Annotated in this window: 17 protein-coding genes and 1 pseudogene; 10 read left to right on the top strand and 8 right to left on the bottom strand. The window is 46.6% G+C overall.

Annotated elements, in window-relative coordinates:
* Positions 1-194: 194 nt before the first annotated feature.
* The 4 genes from eutC to VR7878_RS18210 form a co-directional block, all read right to left on the bottom strand.
* The gene (gene eutC, locus VR7878_RS18225; protein WP_077337444.1) at positions 195-1,064 is read right to left on the bottom strand and encodes an ethanolamine ammonia-lyase subunit EutC; all 870 of its coding nucleotides are present in this window, start codon (positions 1,062-1,064) and stop codon (positions 195-197) included.
* On the bottom strand, positions 1,064-2,464 hold the full coding sequence (locus tag VR7878_RS18220; protein ID WP_077337443.1) for an ethanolamine ammonia-lyase subunit EutB: 1,401 nt from the start codon (positions 2,462-2,464) through the stop codon (positions 1,064-1,066). Before VR7878_RS18220 ends, eutC begins: the two co-directional genes overlap by 1 nt.
* 414 nt (positions 2,465-2,878) lie before the next feature.
* Positions 2,879-3,529 carry an isoprenoid biosynthesis glyoxalase ElbB gene (gene elbB / locus VR7878_RS18215; protein ID WP_077337442.1) on the bottom strand — a complete coding sequence of 217 codons (651 nt, stop codon included), beginning with the start codon at positions 3,527-3,529 and terminating at the stop codon, positions 2,879-2,881.
* 59 nt (positions 3,530-3,588) lie between these two features.
* Positions 3,589-4,536 carry a LysR family transcriptional regulator gene (locus tag VR7878_RS18210; RefSeq protein ID WP_077337441.1) on the bottom strand — a complete coding sequence of 316 codons (948 nt, stop codon included), beginning with the start codon at positions 4,534-4,536 and terminating at the stop codon, positions 3,589-3,591.
* 135 nt (positions 4,537-4,671) lie between these two features.
* On the opposite strand from VR7878_RS18210, the gene yjjG reads away from it, so the two are divergent.
* The gene (yjjG, locus tag VR7878_RS18205; RefSeq protein WP_077337440.1) at positions 4,672-5,346 is read left to right on the top strand and encodes a pyrimidine 5'-nucleotidase; all 675 of its coding nucleotides are present in this window, start codon (positions 4,672-4,674) and stop codon (positions 5,344-5,346) included.
* 134 nt (positions 5,347-5,480) lie between these two features.
* On the top strand, positions 5,481-6,182 hold the full coding sequence (locus VR7878_RS18200; protein ID WP_077337439.1) for a GntR family transcriptional regulator: 702 nt from the start codon (positions 5,481-5,483) through the stop codon (positions 6,180-6,182).
* Positions 6,183-6,317: 135 nt separating this feature from the next.
* Here VR7878_RS18200 and VR7878_RS18195 read toward each other — a convergent pair whose 3' ends face one another.
* Positions 6,318-7,028, bottom strand: a complete 711-nt coding sequence (locus VR7878_RS18195; protein ID WP_077337438.1) for a hypothetical protein — start codon at positions 7,026-7,028, stop codon at positions 6,318-6,320.
* Between the two features lie 285 nt (positions 7,029-7,313).
* Between VR7878_RS18195 and VR7878_RS18190 the strand changes: the two genes are divergently transcribed.
* The 5 genes from VR7878_RS18190 to VR7878_RS18170 are packed head-to-tail and all read left to right on the top strand — an operon-like array spanning position 7,314 to position 13,417.
* The gene (locus VR7878_RS18190; protein WP_077337437.1) at positions 7,314-7,838 is read left to right on the top strand and encodes an NUDIX hydrolase; all 525 of its coding nucleotides are present in this window, start codon (positions 7,314-7,316) and stop codon (positions 7,836-7,838) included.
* Between the two features lie 13 nt (positions 7,839-7,851).
* A complete protein-coding gene (locus VR7878_RS18185; protein ID WP_077337436.1) occupies positions 7,852-9,672 on the top strand; it encodes an extracellular solute-binding protein in 1,821 nt (606 codons plus the stop codon).
* An 8-nt stretch (positions 9,673-9,680) separates the two neighbouring features.
* The gene (locus tag VR7878_RS18180; protein ID WP_077337435.1) at positions 9,681-10,766 is read left to right on the top strand and encodes a microcin C ABC transporter permease YejB; all 1,086 of its coding nucleotides are present in this window, start codon (positions 9,681-9,683) and stop codon (positions 10,764-10,766) included.
* Positions 10,767-10,781: 15 nt separating this feature from the next.
* Complete coding sequence (locus tag VR7878_RS18175; protein ID WP_370737104.1) at positions 10,782-11,810, top strand: ABC transporter permease; 1,029 nt, start codon at positions 10,782-10,784, stop codon at positions 11,808-11,810.
* Positions 11,807-13,417: an ABC transporter ATP-binding protein gene (locus tag VR7878_RS18170; RefSeq protein ID WP_077337433.1), complete on the top strand. Its 1,611-nt coding sequence runs from the start codon at positions 11,807-11,809 to the stop codon at positions 13,415-13,417. The genes VR7878_RS18175 and VR7878_RS18170 overlap by 4 nt, the downstream gene beginning before the upstream one ends.
* Before the next feature lie 181 nt (positions 13,418-13,598).
* Here the strand turns inward: VR7878_RS18170 and VR7878_RS18165 are convergent, their stop codons facing one another.
* On the bottom strand, positions 13,599-15,035 hold the full coding sequence (locus VR7878_RS18165) for a glyceraldehyde-3-phosphate dehydrogenase (protein ID WP_077337432.1): 1,437 nt from the start codon (positions 15,033-15,035) through the stop codon (positions 13,599-13,601).
* Positions 15,036-15,381: 346 nt separating this feature from the next.
* On the bottom strand, positions 15,382-16,017 hold the full coding sequence (locus VR7878_RS18160; RefSeq protein WP_077337431.1) for a hypothetical protein: 636 nt from the start codon (positions 16,015-16,017) through the stop codon (positions 15,382-15,384).
* 397 nt (positions 16,018-16,414) lie between these two features.
* On the opposite strand from VR7878_RS18160, the gene VR7878_RS18155 reads away from it, so the two are divergent.
* Both VR7878_RS18155 and VR7878_RS18150 read left to right on the top strand, forming a co-directional pair.
* Positions 16,415-16,957: a cytochrome b gene (locus VR7878_RS18155; RefSeq protein ID WP_077337430.1), complete on the top strand. Its 543-nt coding sequence runs from the start codon at positions 16,415-16,417 to the stop codon at positions 16,955-16,957.
* Positions 16,954-17,523 (top strand): YceI family protein, encoded by a 570-nt coding sequence (locus VR7878_RS18150; protein ID WP_077337429.1) that lies wholly within the window; start codon positions 16,954-16,956, stop codon positions 17,521-17,523. The genes VR7878_RS18155 and VR7878_RS18150 overlap by 4 nt, the downstream gene beginning before the upstream one ends.
* A gap of 147 nt (positions 17,524-17,670) precedes the next feature.
* On the opposite strand, the pseudogene focA reads toward VR7878_RS18150, so the two are convergent.
* Positions 17,671-18,516: pseudogene (gene focA, locus VR7878_RS18145) on the bottom strand (formate transporter FocA); the annotation flags it as partial.
* 189 nt (positions 18,517-18,705) lie between these two features.
* Between focA and VR7878_RS18140 the strand changes: the two are divergent.
* The gene (locus VR7878_RS18140) at positions 18,706-19,611 is read left to right on the top strand and encodes a LysR substrate-binding domain-containing protein (protein WP_077337427.1); all 906 of its coding nucleotides are present in this window, start codon (positions 18,706-18,708) and stop codon (positions 19,609-19,611) included.
* Positions 19,612-19,626: the final 15 nt, after the last annotated feature.

Here is a 19,626-nt window from a genome sequence, read left to right as displayed (position 1 = left end):
TTTATTTTAAAATGGTGTTTTATTTTATTGTTTTCGGAACAGGTTAACTGTGATCAGATGAATAAGCAAGGCACGAATGAGTGACATAATGGTCAATATGTGAGCAGGAATACATTGATCCATGAAATATCCGGATGACTGAATTCATCCCTTTCTGATCTCTCAGAAAGGGGATGAACCGTCGATGAAGTGGATTATTTTGATGTATCAACCAGACAGAATGTGGGCGTCGTACCGGTTTGCAGCGCTTTATCTTCAGAGCGATCTTTGAGTCCGACACCGGTCTGATGCAGACGCCGCGATTCTGTAAGCAAGTAGAAACATTTACAGGCGGCTTGTTGGTAGTCCAACCCTTCGGGTCTGACGTTGGAAATGCAGTTACGCAGAGAATCTTCCGTGCCCCGGTGTGGGTGCCATGTCAGATAGAGCCCCATACTATCCGGAGAGCTAAGTCCGGGGCGTTCTCCAATCAACACCAGAACTTCTTTGGCATTCAATGCCGCACCGACATCATCACCCACAGCAACACGCCCTTGTTCAACAATACACAGTGGCGCGATACGCCAGTTCTGGTGCGGGTCATGATGCAATTGATCAAGTAAATGTGTCAGGAATGGCGCTGCATGATGGGTGATTGCATAGGAGGACAGGCCGTCAGCAATCACAATCGCGAGATCAAATTCTGTTTCGGGCTGCTGATATTGCTGCAACTGATAAACAGAAGCTTCATTCAGACAGCGCCCGTAATCCGGACGTTGTAGGTATTCCATTCGGTGCTGTGCCTGACTATGGAGTTCAAAGGCGGGCAGATAGGGTGAGAACAGCGGATTTGCCTCAAACTGGTGGTATAAGTCTGAAACGTCTAAAGGGACATGCACCGCATCGATGGCCTGAGCATGAGATAACTGAAACTGGAGTAATGCTCGGGTTGGGACACTGGTTCCGGCACGGCCTATTCCAATCCGGGCATGAGTAAACTGGCGCAATTTTTCCCAGGGATCATGATGAACATAGGTTTCTCCGGAATCGTCTGCAGCATTGCTCGAAAGGTGGCGGGAATTCATTAAACCTCCTGAATGAACTGAAGTGGCCGGGCAAATGACGGGGGTAAGGTATCGCACAACTGGGTATGGCTATCGGACGGTGCGATCTGCATTTTTTTCAGCCACGTATCGAATTCCGGTGCCGGCCGTAAACCGAGCACCTGACGGGCATATAACGCATCATGAAACGAGGTGGTCTGATAATTAAGCATGATATCGTCAGAGCCGGGGATTCCCATGATGAAAGAACACTCGGCAACGCCTAACAGCGTGAGCAGATTGTCCATATCATTCTGATCTGCGTCTGCATGGTTGGTATAACAGATGTCGCATCCCATCGGTAGTCCGAGCAGTTTGCCACAGAAATGATCCTCAAGACCGGCACGGGTAATCTGCTTGCCGTCGAACAGATATTCGGGGCCGATAAAACCAACCACGGTATTGACCAGCAGCGGATCAAACTTTCTCGCCACTGCATAAGCGCGCGCTTCACAGGTCTGTTGGTCGATACCATGATGTCCGTTGGCGGATAACGCACTTCCCTGACCGGTTTCGAAATACATCACATTGTGGCCCACCGTGCCCCGTTTGAGGCTCAGGGCTGCATCATGGGCCTCAGCGAGCAGGTTGAGATTGATGCCGAAGCCTTGGTTGGTCGATTCTGTGCCGGCAATGGATTGAAATACCAAATCAACCGGTGCACCCAGCTCAATGGCTTCAATGGTATTGGTGACATGGGTCAGGACACAGGATTGGGTGGGAATCTCATAATGTTGAATGACATCATCCATTAAATGCATCAGTTTCGTGGCTTGTTTGACATTGTCGGTAGCCGGATTGATACCAATAACCGCATCACCATTACCATACATCAAACCATCAAAGATCGATGCGGCAATGCCGTTGATATCATCAGTGGGGTGGTTCGGTTGCAGACGGGTCGATAAATGGCCGCTCAGACCGATGGTGTTACGAAATTGTGTAACCACATGACATTTCTTTGCAACCAGAATCAGATCCTGATTACGCATGATTTTACTCACTGCGGCTGCCATTTCAGGTGTTACGCCTGACTGAATCCGGGCGAGCTCGACAGCGGTGGTTGTTTCTTGCAGTAGCCAGTTACGAAAATCACCGACAGTCAGATGAGCAATTGTCATAAAGGCTTCGGCATCGTGTTCATCAATGATTAAGCGGGTTACTTCATCTTGTTCATACGGGATCAGGGCTTCATTCAAAAAAACGGTTAAGGGCAGCTCTGCCAAAACCATTTGGGCAACGACCCTTTCTTCCGCTGATTGGGCTGCCACTCCAGCCAGCTGATCTCCTGAACGGAGTGGCGAAGCTTTAGCCATCACTTCAGCCAGACTGGCAAACTGGTAGAGATGTGTCCCAAGCTGATATCGATAATGGGTCGGCATAACATCCTCATTACTGGTTATGATGATGGTTTAAAAATAGTCGGAGTAACGGAGTCTGACCAGACTGAGCATTGGTTTGCTGTTTGCTCCGGATACAAAATGACGTGATCACACATGGACGATAGCGAAATTCATTCCAATCATGCGGTTAAAAACATCAGGAATTAAAAGTTATAAAATTCAATAACTTAAAATAAATCAATACCAGAGGTGCGATGTTTTTTTGCGAGAGTGGGAGGATGATTGCCCATTGCTGAATCATCATCGGGTTGTTTTGCACCAGGTTAGTGCGATACCGACCGGAAGACAGGATATGTATAGTTTGGTCGCCAACAGCAAAAAACGATCAGGAATGCCGATCGTTTTTTGCTGTGGCCTGATTGTATCACTGGGAGTTGATACAAATTCAACAACTTAAGCCAGTTCGACGAGTTTCTTGACCAGTTTGTCTATACCTGCAGCGGCTTCTGAAACACTGCCGGCCAGCATATAGGCGGGGGTTGATAATACGTTATAGCGTTCATCATAAACAATATCATCAACCGGACAGTCAATGTGCTCACCACCGAGTGCCTGAAATGCAGCTGCGACATCCGGATCATGACCGATAGTGCCGCGCACGCCTGCTTCATAAATCATCGGGATAATTGCCGGTGCAATACACAGATAACCGGCTGGTTTGCCCGACTGGGCGAAAGCGCGACATGCCGAAGCAACGTGGGTATTAATACTGCATTCTGCACCGTTAATGGCAAAATCAGTCAGATTTTTTGCGGCACCAAACCCACCCGGTAACAGCAAGGCATCATACTCACCGGGATTGATAGTGGAGAGGTCAGTAATCTGACCGCGGGCGATACGGGCTGACTCTGTCAGAACATTTCTTTTTTCTTCGGTGACGTCACCGGTTTTGTGATTGACGACGTGGTGTTGCTCAATATCGGGGGCAAAACAATGCCAGCTTGCACCTTGACGTTCGATAGCAAGCAGTGCCAGAACACTTTCGTGGATCTCCGCTCCGTCGAAGACGCCGCAACCACTTAAAATGACAGCTATCTTTTTCATGTTGTAATCCTTTCTGTTATTCAATGTGTCTTGATTTGTGTATAAGCCTAGCATGATTTTTAATGTGCTGAGACTGTCGGTTCAATCTGTTTCAGTGCCTGATCCCAATATGGTGTCTCGATGCCGAATTTTGCTTGAATGAAATCAATAAAAAGACGCACTTTATGCGGCAGATATTGTCTGTCCGGATAGACAGCGTAGACGGCATGAGCCGGCAAATGATAACGAGACATCACGGGGACCAGAAGCCCTGCGGTTACATCTTTCCCGATGATAAATGTCGGCAGTTGTGCAATACCTAAGCCATCCAGCGCCGCCCGTCGGATCCCTTCACTGTTATTCATCACCAAATTCCCTTTGGGAACAACTTTATATTCTTTGTCTCGCTGGTGGAATGTCCAAGCCTGCCCGCCGCGAAAATACGAATAGAGCAGGCAGTTATGATGGCGCAGGTCGGCGGGATGTTCCGGCAAACCGAACTGAGCGATATACTCGGGAGATGCACACAGCACGGATTGGCAGTCGGTGAGACGTTTGGCAATCATATTCGAGACGGGTAAACGACCAATTCTGATCGCGAGGTCAAATCCGCCCTGTAACAGATCCACCATTTGATCTTCGAGCTCTATTTCGATGTCGAGTTTTGGATACTGCTGCATAAATTCACTGATATAAGGGGCGACATGGCGAACGCCAAATGACATAGGGGTCGCAATCTTCAGTTTTCCCTGCGGTTCTCCCTGAAGCTCTGAGACCGCATCCAGTCCCTGTTTGGCATAGGAGAGAGACTGAGATGCATAAAAATAGAGTCGTTCTCCCGCTTCGGTCAGATGAATTTTTCGTGTGGTACGGTTGAATAACCGTACCCCGAGAATCTCTTCAAGCTGATTCAGACGTTTACTGACTGCGGACTTGGTAATATTGAGCTGACTAGCCGCTGCGGAAAAGCTGCCTAATTCGACAACAGCAACGAAAATCGGTAATGAAGAAAATTTAGGGCTAATCATCGATGTTAACCTACAGGAAACAGTTAGTTTCTTTATTGAGGGATTATAGCAAATTAAAAAACAGTATAAACTGATTACACGCAAATGTTCACCAGATGGATGATGTGTAAGCAGTATGATACAAAAGGAAAATTTATGAAGTTTGACTGGATCTTATTTGACGCGGACGAAACCTTATTTCATTTTGATGCGTTTACCGGACTGAAGAAAATGTTTGCCTCTTTTGGTGTCGACTTTACCCCTGAAGATTTTAAACAGTATCAAGTACAAAACCAGCAGTTATGGCGCGATTATCAAGACGGAAAAATTGATGCAGTGACTCTGAAACATCAACGCTTTACAACGTGGGTAGCACGGCTTGGTCAGACAACTGACGTATTGAACGTCAATTTTTTTCAGGCCATGGCAGAGATCTCAACACTACTGCCCGGTGCCAGAACGTTACTGGAGCAGCTCCGCGGGCAGGTTCGGCTCGGCATTATTACCAATGGTTTTATCGATTTACAGTCCCATCGGCTGGAAAAGCACGGTCTGAGCGATTACTTTGCTCAAGTGACGGTCTCCGAACAGGTTGGTGTTGCCAAGCCGGATCCGGCCATTTTTGCCTATACCCATCAACAGATCGGTTATCCCGATAAGAGTCGCGTGCTGATGGTCGGTGATAATCCGGTGGCTGATATACAGGGCAGCCATCGATATGGCTTTACCACGTGTTGGCTGAACAGTGCTCAGCAACCGATTCCTGGTGATGTTGTCTGTCACTATGAAATCCGTTCTTTAACTGAATTATCAGCGGTGATTTTTGCCTGAATGTCATTTGAATATCACCTGAGAGGATTGAATCAGTGGGATGAAAGAATATCTCATTGTATCTGCCGGGAAAGCTCGTTAAATTGGAGGTATTCATTTGGGTTTTGTGACAATGTCACTTTAAGTTGGTATCCGTGCAATACATTAAAATTAAAGAAACCATTGCAGAACAGATAGCGCAGGGCATGTTGTCCGCTGGACAGAAATTGCCTTCAGAACGGCAATTGGCAGAAACATTTGCTACCACCCGGGTGACATTGCGTGAAGCGTTGTCATTACTGGAAACCGAAGGGTTGATTTACCGGGAAGATCGCCGCGGCTGGTTTATTGCACCGCCACGGATCAATTTTCCTCTGTCTGCGGCGGAAGATTTTCTCGCTCTGGCGGAAAAACAGTCCCGTCAGGCAAGTGTGTCGGTCATCCGGGCAAAAAATACACTGGCGAACAAACAGGTGAGCGGCTGGCTGCAACTGGGGCCTTTTGCTGAAGTTTATGCGGTAGAAATGCTGCGTTATTTGGAGAAGCGTCCGGTTTGTCTGGTTCGTTACTGGGTTCATGCCGAGAAACATGCAGCAATCAATGCTGACGCACCGGAAGAGCTGTTTGCATGGCTTTGCCAACGAGAATCACAACATAGTCTTGATGTGAGTGACAGTGTCACTATTGGTTGCCTGACCGGAGAAACCGCGATAATGCTTCATGCTGCCCCGGGAACACCGGCAATTGTGATTGAAAGAAAAGTATATTGTGGCGGACATCCGGTTGCCGCAGAAATCGCTGTATGGCGGCATGATACTTTAACCGTCACTTCAAATGCTGAGCATTCGTCCCGGTAAATCGCTTGCTGTGGATTGATTCGCGTGCATCGATGGATGTGAATTCAAGGGGCGGGCTGGCTGAGAAAAATGTCGGGGATGCTTCATGTTGGAGATGAAGCATCCCGATGTTCAGGCTTGAATCTGATGATTTATCTAACGATAAATACTTTCGCTGACATTGACTTGTTTATGCTGTTGCATCGCGGCATAACGAACTTTCATGGAGAGTTGCGTCGAGACTGCCGAATAACTGATTAGCGCATAGCAAAGCAACTCGGTTCCTTCCTCGACAATGTTTTTCACATTACGGATATAGTCACCTTGCATCACCATATGCCAGAAACTTCCCATCCCAAAGAGTCGGGAAAACGAAATCAGGATGATCACACTACAGACCAATAAACGCATATTGGGGACGCTGAGAATTTCAGCCATCTCATGGAGAACCTGATTTTTTCCTTTCCATGCATAAGCCAAGGCACCGATTGTGACGAAGACTGCAGGGTAAACCCAGAAACCATGCCATATATAATCAAACAAGAAGTCGAGTTCCCGGATAAATAAGACCATAAAGAAGCCGCTGATCAGGATAGCCGCATGGCGCAACGTTTCGTGGCCGGCTTTGATCCGATAAAAGGCCACGACAGTGATACCCAAGAGGATCTGCTGGACATATTCGGTGACAGATGTCTCACCAATGTAGTGATCGCCGTAAAGGTAGTCCAACCAGAGACATGCAACTGCCAGCAGGCTTGAACCGAGGACGCCCAGTATTAACATACCGGTATCAATCCATACTTTTTTAGTCTTCTCGTATTGTTCATGTTGAGCATGAATGGATGACGACGAGTGTTGATTTTTCATAGTAGTCACCTATTATTGATAAATAGTTATAGATTTATATTATTAATCAAAGACATATTACATAGATTGTCCGTTACTCATGTGTAACGGCGTAAATTGAGAAAATATGTCTGATCAAACAGTAATCATCCTTGATTCATGGTATTTTGTTCCGGCTTGCTTCGAGATATGGAACTCGAGGTACTAAAAATGTTGCATTTTATTTTTTGCTAACTTATTGTTTTTTATGACCGATAGCATCGGTATTTACAGTCCGTTAGCAAGGACAGACAAGGAGAAGCCGTTATGAGACATTTGGCCACAGCAGTCGATCCTGAGGTGCAAGCCCAGAAGGATTTTCAGACACAAGTTCGTTTAGCCAGTCGAGCGATTGTGCTGAACGAGCAGAACGAAGTTTTAGCACTATATACCCACCGTTTTGATGACTACAGTCTACCGGGAGGCGGGTTAAGAGACGGTGAAGACCCGATTGTCGGTATGGTGCGCGAATTGCAAGAAGAAACCGGTGCTCATCATGTTCACAATATTCAACCGCTGGGGATTTATGAGGAGTTCCGACCCAAAGGAGCCGAAGCGGGGCAGGTGGTACATATGGTGTCTTATTGTTATGCCTGTAAAGTTGCGGATGACCTCAGAGCGCCAACTCCGGAAGATTATGAGATCCAAAACGGAAGCCGACCGGTTTGGCTCGATATCCATCAAGCCATTGCGCATAATGAACAGGCGTTGATGGATCCATCCCATCATGGGGAGAATCTGGAGCGGGAAACGTTTCTGCTCCGGTTGGCTGCAAAAGAATTATTGATTTAGGAAAAGTAATCATATGGGTAAAGTAAGACTGGCTATATTGAGTTGTGGCTTGATGATCTTCAGTATGGCCAGTTTTGGCAAAGTGATTGAGACGACCCGTTTGGTCGGGTATGGTCAGGCGAAATATCCTGAGAACTTTAGGCATTTTGATTATGTCAATCCGAATGCGCCGAAGTACGGTAAAGTCACTTATGGTCAAATCGGGACGTTCGATAATTTTAACCGCTATGCCTCACGGGGTGTTCCTGCGGTTGCCAGTGGAGAGCTATACGATAGCTTAATGTTTTCTCCCGATGATGAAATCGATACCTACTATCCGTTGATTGCAACCAAAATTCGTTATTCGGATGATTATCTCTGGCTTGAGGCTGACTTGAATCCCAAGGCGCGTTTCCATGACGGGATACCGATTACAGCTCATGATGTCGCATTTAGTTTTAACAAATTGAATACCGAAGGCGTGCCTCAATTCCGCGTTTATTATAAAGATGTCAAATCGGTAAAAGCCCTCAATGATCGAACCGTCCGGTTTGAAATGTCACAACCCAATCGGGAGAAGTTGTTCAGTATTGCTGAAACGCTTCCGATATTACCCGCGCATTTCTGGAAAGATAAGAACTTTGCTGAACCGCTTGCGACGCCACCGGTCGGCAGTGGCGCTTACAAAATCATCGATTATAAAATGGGACAAAGTGTGACTTACGGGCTGGTGGATGATTATTGGGCTCGTGATTTACCGGTGAATGTCGGGCGGAATAACTTTAAAGTGGTTCAGTACGATTATTACCGGGATGATACAGTTATGCTAGAGGCTTTCAAATCCGGTGAATTTGATTTTCGTCAGGAAACCAATGCCAAGCAGTGGGTGACCGCGTATACCGGGGTGAATTTCGATAATGGTCATATTATTAAAGAAGAAATTCCGCATCAGAAACCGGCACCGGCAAAAGGATTTGTTTTTAATACTACCCGGCCTGTGTTTCAAGACCGGCGTGTCAGAGAAGCGTTGACCTATGCACTGGATTTTCAGTGGATGAATCAACATATGTTCTATAACCAATATACGCGCACAAGAAGTTATTTCCAGAATACTGAGTTTGAAGCCCAAGGACTGCCGTCTGAGGCGGAGCTGAAAATTCTGAACCCGTTGAAAGCCGAGATCCCGCCCCGGGTATTTACCCAAGTCTACCAACCGCCGGTGACGGATGGTTCCGGCCAAATTCGCAAACAGATGCGTCAGGCTTTTAAGCTGCTTAAAGCGGCAGGATGGCAGATTAAAGACGGCGTTATGACTCATGTGCAAAGTGGCCGGCCACTCAAATTTGAGTTGTTAATTTATAATCCGACCGATGAACGGATTTCCATCCCTTTACAGAAAAATTTAAAACGGATGGGGATTACCATGAACATCCGTACCGTGGACACCACACAATATACGAAACGCCTGCGTGACAGAGATTTTGATATGATTTCAAGAGGGTTCAGCGCGAATGCTTATCCTTCGTCAGATCTGATGATTATCTGGAATTCCGGCTTTATCGACTCAACGTACAATCAGGCGGGGGTCTCCGATCCAGCTGTTGATCAGCTCACCGAAGCGATTGCCGCGAATCAGCATGACGCTCAAAAACTGGTGGCGCTGGGGCGTGCATTTGACCGAGTGTTGCAGTGGAATTTTTATATGATTCCTCAATGGTATATCAGTACCTATCATGTTGCGATGTGGGATAAGTTTGAACGTCCGCAAGTGATGCCGAAATATTCGCTCGGTATGGATAGCTGGTGGATTTCAGCAGCAAAAACAAAGGCCTTGGCAAGCGGTAAAAGCCATTAGAGGGAATTATGGCTGCATATATATTCCGTCGGTTATTGTTAGTGATCCCGACGTTGTGGGCAATTATCACCATTAACTTTTTTATTATCCAGATTGCACCCGGCGGGCCGGTCGAACAGGCGATCGCGCAAATGCAGGGGCTGGGTTCCGGGGTGATGGAGCGGCTCGGTGGTGGTGGTCATGATGTATCCCTTTCAGACGAAAAAGCCGGACATTCTGGATATAAAGGCTCAAGAGGGCTCGATCCCGAAGTGGTTGCTGAGATTAGACGCCAGTTCGGTTTTGACAAGCCGCTGCTGGAACGGTACGTGGAGATGTTGAAAAACTACGCTACGTTCGACTTTGGTCAGAGCCTGTTCAAAGGCGGCGATGTGATGACGCTGATCAAGGAGCGCTTGCCGGTTTCTATCTCATTGGGTTTGTGGAGTACCTTAATTATCTATCTGATTTCAATTCCGCTCGGGATTATGAAAGCGATCCGCCATGGTTCCCGCTTTGATGTTTGGTCGAGTGCGATGATTATTATCGGTTATGCGATTCCCGGTTTCCTGTTTGCGATTTTGCTGATTATTGTTTTTGCCAGTGGCAACTATTTCGACTGGTTTCCATTGCGGGGTCTGGTCTCCGACAATTTTGAACAATTGACATGGTATCAACAGATTGGGGATTATTTCTGGCATCTGACATTGCCGATTTTAGCGATGGTGATCGGTGGATTTGCGACCTTGACGATGCTGACGAAGAACTCGTTTCTTGATGAGATTAATAAACAGTATGTGGTTACCGCCCGGGCGAAAGGGCTGGATGAGCGCAGTATTCTGTATCAGCACGTTTTTCGGAACGCGATGTTAATTATTATTGCGGGTTTTCCCAGTGCGTTCATCAGTATTTTTTTCACCGGTTCGATGTTGATTGAGGTGATGTTTTCGCTCAATGGCATTGGTTTACTGGGGTTTGAATCGACCATACAGCGTGATTATCCGGTGGTATTCAGTTCTCTTTATATTATGACTTTGCTGGGGTTGGTACTGGGGATTATTTCAGATTTGACCTATACATGGGTTGACCCGCGTATTGATTTTGAGGCTCGTTGAATGGTGTTGACCAAGATGAATCCAATCAATGCGGAGCGTTGGCAACGCTTCAAAAATAGCAGGCGGGGTTACTGGTCGCTGTGGATTTTCAGTCTCCTGTTTGTGATCAGCTTGTTTGCCGAACTGATTGCCAATGACAAGCCGCTTTTCATTTCCTATGACCATCACTGGTATTTCCCGATCATGTATGTGTACCCGGAAACCGAGTTCGGTGGTGAGTTTCCGACGGAAGCTGATTATACCGATCCTTACGTTGATGAATTGATTCGTGAGAAAGGGACGATTATCTGGCCGCTGATCCGGTTTAGTTACGATACCATCAATTTTAATATTGACGGTGGTAGCGTACCGTCACCGCCGGATGCGGTTAACTGGCTTGGAACAGACGATAAAGGACGGGATGTTTTAGCCCGGATTATCTATGGTTTCCGAATTTCGGTCTTATTTGGTTTCGTGCTCACGCTGGTTTCTTCGGTGATTGGGGTTGGCGCCGGCGCGATTCAGGGGTATTACGGGGGATGGATTGATCTGTTCGGTCAGCGCTTTATTGAGGTCTGGTCCGGGATGCCGACGCTGTTTTTACTGATTATTCTGTCGAGTTTTGTCGAGCCGAATTTCTGGTGGTTACTGGGGATTATGGTGCTGTTCAGTTGGATGAATCTGGTCGGGGTCGTGCGGGCTGAATTTCTGCGCTGTCGTAATTTTGATTATGTCAGGGCTGCTCTGGCGATGGGCGTCTCCGATCACCAAATTATGCGCCGCCATATGCTGCCGAATGCGATGGTGGCATCATTGACGATGATGCCATTTATTCTCTCCGGTTCGGTCACGACATTGACGTCACTGGATTTTCTGGGCTTCGGGTTGCCGGTGGGCTCACCATCACTCGGAGAATTACTGGCTCAGGGGAAAGCGAATCTTCAAGCCCCTTGGTTAGGTATATCGGCCTTTATGGTTTTGTCGGTCATGCTGACATTACTGGTGTTTATCGGTGAAGCCGTGCGAGATGCATTCGACCCACATCAGTATGGGAAACACACATGAGTCAGGATGTATTGAGTATCGAAAATCTGTCGATCGGTTTTCGCCGTCAGGACAGCGGTGTGCAAGAGCATATCGAACAAGTGACGCATCAGGTCAGCTTCTCTCTCCGTCAAGGAGAGACGCTCGCGCTGGTGGGTGAGAGTGGTTCCGGAAAATCGGTGACCGCCAATGCGATTCTCAAGTTATTGCCTGTTCATGCCGCACACTATTGTGACGGTGAAATTCTTTTTGACGGGGTCAACACGTTAACCTGTTCAGCCCGGCAATTACGCGGGATTCGCGGTGGCCGGATCGGGATGATTTTTCAAGAGCCGATGGTGTCACTGAATCCGCTGCACAAGGTTGGCAGACAGTTGGTGGAAACACTGGCGATTCACCGGGGCGTTCGGACTCGCCAAGCGGAGACTATTGCGCTGAGCTGGTTAGAAAAAGTTGGTATTCGTGAACCGGCAACGAAAATCAATGCTTATCCGCATGAACTCTCCGGTGGTGAACGGCAACGAGTGATGATTGCAATGGCGCTGATCAATGAGCCGGAGTTGTTGATAGCCGACGAACCAACCACGGCTCTGGATGTCTCGGTTCAGGCTCAGATTCTTGATCTATTGAAAGCGCTGCAACAAGAACTGGGGATGGCAATGCTGTTTATTACGCATGATCTGAGTATTGTCAGACGGATCGCTGATCGGGTCGCCGTGATGCAACAGGGACGTTTGGTCGAAACCGGTGAAACCCAGCAATTGTTTGCCGCACCTCAACATCCCTATACCCATCAGTTAATTCATGCCGAGCCGAGAGGAAAGCCGGTTACGGTGGCCGCTGATGCGCCGACTTTGCTTCAGGTTGAGCATCTGAAAGTCTGGTTTGCGATAACAGGCGGATTACTCAAGCGTACCGTCGGCTATGTCAAAGCGGTAACGGATATGCAGTTTGATCTGCGCGAAGGGCACTCAATCGGCTTGGTCGGTGAGAGTGGCTCCGGTAAATCAACAACCGGATTAGCCATTCTTAAATTGCTCGGTTCTGAAGGCTCGATTCGTTTTCGGGAGACGGAATTACAGTCACTGGATCGTCGTGGGATGTTGCCATTCCGGCACCAGATGCAGGTGGTTTTTCAAGACCCATTTTCGGCACTCAATCCGAGAATGTCCGTCGCACAGGTGATTGGTGAAGGATTACGGGTTCATCAGCACTTGAGTGATGCGGAGATTGACCGGCAAATTTGCGCCGTCATGGCTGAAGTCGGGCTCGAACCGAATAGTCGCTACCGTTATCCCAATGAGTTTTCCGGAGGGCAGCGTCAGCGGATTGCGATCGCCCGGGCGTTAATCTTGCAACCTCGGTTTATCTTACTGGATGAACCGACCTCTTCACTTGATCGGACGGTGCAGGCGCAGGTGTTGGATTTGCTGAAAATGCTGCAAGCAAAGCACGGTTTGACATATTTATTTATCAGTCACGATCTGAATGTCGTGAAATCGCTATGTCATTACACCATTGTCATGCGTCAAGGCAAAGTGATTGAGCAAGGAGAAACCCAAGCCCTCTTTACCGATCCGCAACATGAATACACCCGGGAGTTGGTGGCATTATCTTCATTTTCATGAATCCTCTTCATTTTCATGAACACGATTCTCTGAGCTGAATGATAGTCAAAAAAAAGCCGCTTTGGTTGAGAAAGCGGCAAGCACTCAGGTGCATGATCGATGTCGTGGGTACACGCAAAGGAGATGCGCTAAACCGAGACATCGTTCGGTTATTATTGTTATGTTGTGGAGACGAAACTGGTTATTGTATCGGGTAGGTTTTGTAACGAACCCCCATCATCTGTTCCATACAGTGAATCACCTGACCACTGTAGCCAAATTCATTGTCATACCAGATATACAGAACACAGCGTGAATCTTGAGCAATGGTCGCTGCACCATCAATGACTCCGGCATAGCGTGAGCCGACTAAATCGGTTGAGACAATTTCTGTGGATTCAGTGTAATCAATCTGTGGTGCCAGTGGTGAATTCAGCGCGATATCCCGCAGATAGTGATTCAGGGTTTTTTTGTCGGTATCTTTTGCCAGATTGAGGTTGGCAACTGCCATCGAGACATTCGGCGTCGGTACCCGGATCGCATTTCCCGTCAGTTTTCCGGCAAGTTCCGGCAGAGCTTTTGCGACAGCTTTAGCGGCACCGGTTGAGGTCAGTACCATATTGAGTGAAGCACTCCGCCCGCGACGCTCACCGCTATGAAAATTATCGATCAAATTCTGATCGTTAGTAAATGAATGAACCGTTTCAATGTGACCCGATACAATCCCATACTGATCATGAACCGCTTTTAAGACCGGTGTTATAGCATTGGTGGTACAGCTTGCGGCTGAAATGATGGTGTCATCAGGCAGAATGGTCGATTCATTCACCCCAAAGACAATATTCTTCATCTCACCTTTGCCCGGTGCTGTCAGGAGCACTTTGGCCGCGCCTTGACATTGCAGGTGCTGACTTAACCCTTCTTGATCGCGCCAGACTCCCGTATTGTCTACGATAAGGGCATCATCAATCCCATAGTCGGTATAGTTGATGTCTTGTGGCTGACTGGCATAGATAACCTGAATATAGTTGCCATTGGCAATGATGGCTTTACGCTCATGATCTACCGTGATACTGCCGTTGAACAGACCGTGAACCGAGTCACGACGGAGTAAACTGGCTCGTTTCTCCAAATCACCGTCCTTTCCGCCGCGTACCACAATCGCCCGTAAACGTAACGGATAACCGGGGCCGCTTTTTTCGATTAGCAAGCGCGCCAGTAAACGACCAATCCGACCGAAGCCATACAGCACAACATCTTTTTGCGCGGCTCTCGGGGTGTTATTCAAGGTATTGTGAAGCGTTGTTTGTAAATAATCCTTCAGGCCGGCTTCATCGTCGTGATGTTGCCAGTATCGGTGGGCGAGTTGACCGATATCGATACGGCATGGGGCTAATTCTAACTGTGCGAGCTGTTGTAAAACAGGGAGTGTTTGTTGTAAATCAAGGGGAGAACCAATATAGCGACGGGCAATCCGGTGCGTTTTAATGATTTCAATCGTTGCGGCGTTAATCAGCGTTTTTCCGAATAAAATAATTTCGACACCCCGGTTGCGATATAACTGTCCGATCAGGGGCGACATGGATTCCGCAATCGTTTGGCCAGCGTGCCAGTCGAGTAGATGTTTCTCTGGGCTCATGATTCAGGGACCTTTTTATTGTTTACGTTGAGCTTAAGTTCATACCTGAGGTATGAATCCTGTCATGACCTGTATCGCAACAATTCTCTTGTTGCAGGAGACTGTTGCAGGTGATGACTTTTGTTATGAATTTTTATGGGAGGCGATTCTAATCTGAGTTGTTTTATTTTCCTAGTAAAAATAAAACGATATTTTTTTCTGTAAATAGATAAGAAAGTAGTTTTTTAAATGGTGAAAATATCGATGGGAGCGTGAACTATAATCTTGTGTAACCCCGCAGGCGTGATATTTTTGACCCGATGGTTGGTTGAGCAGACTGTTTTATTGAGGTGTGGTTATATAGATCTCAGGCCCACTGTAAAACTGCATATAATTGAATGTATTTGCGTACCAACTGTTGATCTTTTGAACGTCGCAGTGGGTGGCCATATTTAATATAGCAAGGCGAAACTGCATAGCAGGTTTCTATATGTTGGCTTAGCAGTGAGTCACTTTCATACAGGGTAATTCCCTGTGCATTGTATTCGGCCAGCTCGTCCGGTAATTGTCCCATCCACCAATAGAGTAACTCCCGGCTGGTGGTTCTGCGCGAAATCCAGTGATCAGCCAGTAGCAGTAACAGATCTGAGGGTTGAATGGCATAGGCATATTCTTCTTTCCAGAGCGCAATATCTTGAACAAGTTTGTCCCGGCATGTCTTTCCGGCACTGACGAGATGATGCGTTAAGATCCACACGGTGCCTATTTCTGAGGTGACCCGAAAATGATGAGGGAGTTCATGGTGAATATGCAGGTCAATCGGCATGTATTCACAAGAATGGCCGAATTCAATCAGCGTTCGGGCAAGTCGTCTGGAAAATGCTTTGGCAAGGTGATGTTCCGTCATTCCCTGATTATGAATTGTCGGATAGTGTTTTTCACATAACTTCAGACAGTCAGATTGAAACTCATTAACACTTTGAATCAGGATATCCAATAACAAGATTAACACTCCTTGTGAGAACAGAACTCAGCGTAGCATATTTTATACTGAACTCGACTTTTTTTGTTCTTTTCAGCGAGCGATCCGACTAAATATCTTAAGTTTTTGTGATGTTTTCGGTGCCTTTCTATCTACTCATTTGTTCGGGGAGAGGGCGTTTAAAATAGGGACATCTATAATGTGCAATGTGATCTCTATGCAATTGTATGTTTATAGTTCAAGAAATTAGAATAAGTTTGTCAATTTATTGAGGTGTTCGATGAAATATTTATAAGAAATACTTATTAAAGAAAGTAAGGATAGACCAATTTCTACTAATAAGTACGATGGAAATAACAATTGTTTTTCATTCGGAGAACTGTCGTTATGAGCAAATATACAGTCAGGAAGGGCCGATATGAGCACTGATGTTAAAAACTATAATCTTGTCGCCAGGATCATTCACTGGTTATCGGCAATTGTTATTGTGGGGATGTTTGCTGTTGGTGTCTGGATGGTTGATCTGTCTTACTACAGCACTTGGTATCACGAGGCGCCTTTTTTACATAAATCTGTCGGGATACTTTTGGCACTTTTGACTATTTTCCGTGTGATTTGGAAAGCCTCAACGGTGTCACCAAAAGTGACAGGGTCTCGTTTTGAAAAGATTGCATCGAAAGCGGTTCATCACACGATGTATCTTGATTTATTCATTATCTTTATCTCTGGTTATCTGATTTCTACAGAAGATGGCCGGGGTATTGATGTGTTTAACTGGTTTACAATTCCCGGTGCCGGTGCGCTTTTTGAAGGGCAGGCAGATCTGGCGGGCGTTGTTCACGAAATTGCGGCTTGGACATTGATCATTATGGTTGTTCTGCATGTCTTGGCAGCCCTACAACATCACTTTATTTCCAAAGATGATACATTACGAAAAATGATAGGAGCATCTAAATCATGAAAAAATCATTACTAGCAACAGGGTTGGCATTAGCGACAACTTTATCTTTTGGTGCAACGGCTGCCGATTATGTTATCGACACAGAAGGTGGTCACGCGTCAATTAACTTCACTGTGAGCCATTTGGGATACAGTTATATTCAGGGACGTTTCAATACCTTTGACGGAACATTTTCTTATGATCCGAAGAACCTGAGTGCATCGAAGGTTGAGGTTAAAGTCGATACAACATCTCTGGATTCAAATCACGCAGAACGAGATAAGCACCTTCGTGGCGGAGAATTCATTGATGCAAGTAAGTATTCAACCGCAACGTTTAAAAGCACCAGTATTGAAGATCAGGGCGATGGTGAGTTTATCATCAATGGTGATCTGACACTGCACGGTCAAACCAAACCAATCAGTATCGATGCAGAACTGATCGGTGCCGGCCCGGATCCATGGGGCGGTGAGCGTGCTGGCTTTGAAGGGACAACGACACTACAGCTGTCTGACTTTGGTATCAAAGCGATGGACATGGTTGAGACAGTTGATATGCAACTTTATGTTGAAGGCATTAAAAAGTAAGTCAATTGTGATATACATAAAGCAAAGCCTCTCATCTGAGAGGCTTTTTTGATCGGATTTAATATCAGTTTTGTATTGATGATTGGTGTCTACAAATGTTCAGGCATCATTTTTCAGAGCGTCAATTTGATTGGTTGAGACAGACTTTTTCTGAGACGGGCAGCTGAATACCAACCAGTTGCCTAAACCAACAAGGAAAGCACCACCGACAATATTGCCAAGCGTTACAGGGATGAGGTTGGCAAATACAAAGTGAGAAACGGTCAGATCAGCATATTGGCTTGCATCAGTACCAATAGCGTGCCAGAAACTATCCGGTGCGAATGTCTGAATTGCAATTCCTAATGGCACCATAAACATATTGGCCACACAGTGCTCAAAACCTGAAGAAACGAACAGTGCTACAGGTAAAATTGTCATCATTGCTTTGGTGGCTGCATTTTTTGAACTGAATGTTAACCACACAGCAAGGCAGACCAACAGGTTACACAAAATGCCGAGGGCAAAAGCCTGAATAAAAGTGTGGTGGAGTTTGTGTTGTGCGATATTCAGTGCATTGAGGCCCCATTGTCCGTGTGCGCTGCCGTATAACCCGGCTGCCATCACTAAGACGAGCAGTAACATGGCACCCAAAAAGTTACCGACATAGACCTTGCCCCAGATTGTCAGCATCTGAGAGGTATTCACTTGTCGGTTTGCGCGGGCAAGAATGGTGAGTACGGAGCTGGTAAAAAGCTCTCCGCCGCATATCACCACCAGAATTAACCCCAGGCTGAAAGCGATGCCTCCGGCCAGTTTTGCCAACCCCCAAGGAATATCAGCAGAGCCTGTTGTGACTGTAATATAAAATACAAATGCAAGCCCGATAAACAGGCCAGCCATGATCCCGAGTCCTAAAATCGTCCCTGTTGATTTCTTGGTTTTACTATTGGCGTAGTGTTCTGCTTCAACCATCATTTCAGCAGGCGTTAAGTAATCGGTATTGTTCGCCATATGGGCTCTCCAGATATAACTCAAAGCGTTTAAATTGTGTGCTACAGCACATTCCTGTGCATAGAGTACCTAATTTTACACCATACGGTAAATCGGTAATTCTGAATATAACTATCAATTTGATTGATAGTTGCCAGAAGGGCCGTAAAATGAAGTTTGAGTGGATGCACAATAACGATAGGTCAATCGGTGAGATATACATTAAAACAGATCGCTGTCTTTGATGCGATTGCTGAATACGGCAGTGTCAGTCAGGCTGCGGATTACTTGTCACTGACGCAGTCTGCAACCAGTATGTCTTTATCACAACTGGAGAAAATTCTGGGACGTTCATTATTCGAACGACAGGGTAAGCAGATGCGACTGACTCACTGGGGAGAGTGGCTGCGACCACGGGCAAGACGTTTGCTGCAAGATGCCCGGCAGATCGAAACCGGTTTTTTTGATTTGCAGGGGATTAGCGGTGATCTGACATTATGTGTCAGCCAGACGCCGGCGGAGCATCTGCTTCCGGAGTTGATCAGTCTGTTGGATCACCGTTACCCGGATGTTCGGATCAAAGTCAGTGTCAAAAGCTCACATAATGTCATTGAAGATGTCCTTAATTACCGCAGTGATTTAGGGATCATTGAAGGTCGTTGTGATGATCATCGTTTATGTCAGGAGATCTGGTGTAGTGATCAACTGACGATTGTTGCCGCCCCCGATCATCCGTATGCCAGTCTGCCGTCTGTCAGTTTCGAGTTACTGGCCCAAGCACGCTGGGTATTGCGAGAACCCGGGTCGGGGACTCGGATGGTGTTCGAAAGTGCCATTCACCCTTATGTCCCTCAACTGGATGTCTGGCGTGAGTACGATTTTGTGCCGTTACTTTGCAGCCTGACAGCGCATTCAGATTATTTGACCTGCTTACCGTACCTTGAAGTGAAGCCGTTAATTGAAAGCAACCAGTTAGTCGCCTTGAATGTTCCGGCATTGAAAATGGATCGGAGTTTATCTTTTATCTGGCGTGCCGATGTCGGTGAACATCCATTAATCGACTGTATCCGGACGACCGGCCAGCATATGGTTGAAGGCCGATCTCTCCTGCGATAAATTTTTCGCGTGTCG

Origin of the sequence: Vibrio ruber DSM 16370, assembly GCF_900163965.1 — a bacterium.
Lineage (GTDB): Bacteria > Pseudomonadota > Gammaproteobacteria > Enterobacterales > Vibrionaceae > Vibrio > Vibrio ruber.
Note: the sequence above shows the minus strand (reverse complement) of the source record. Positions and strands in the feature narration are given on the sequence as shown.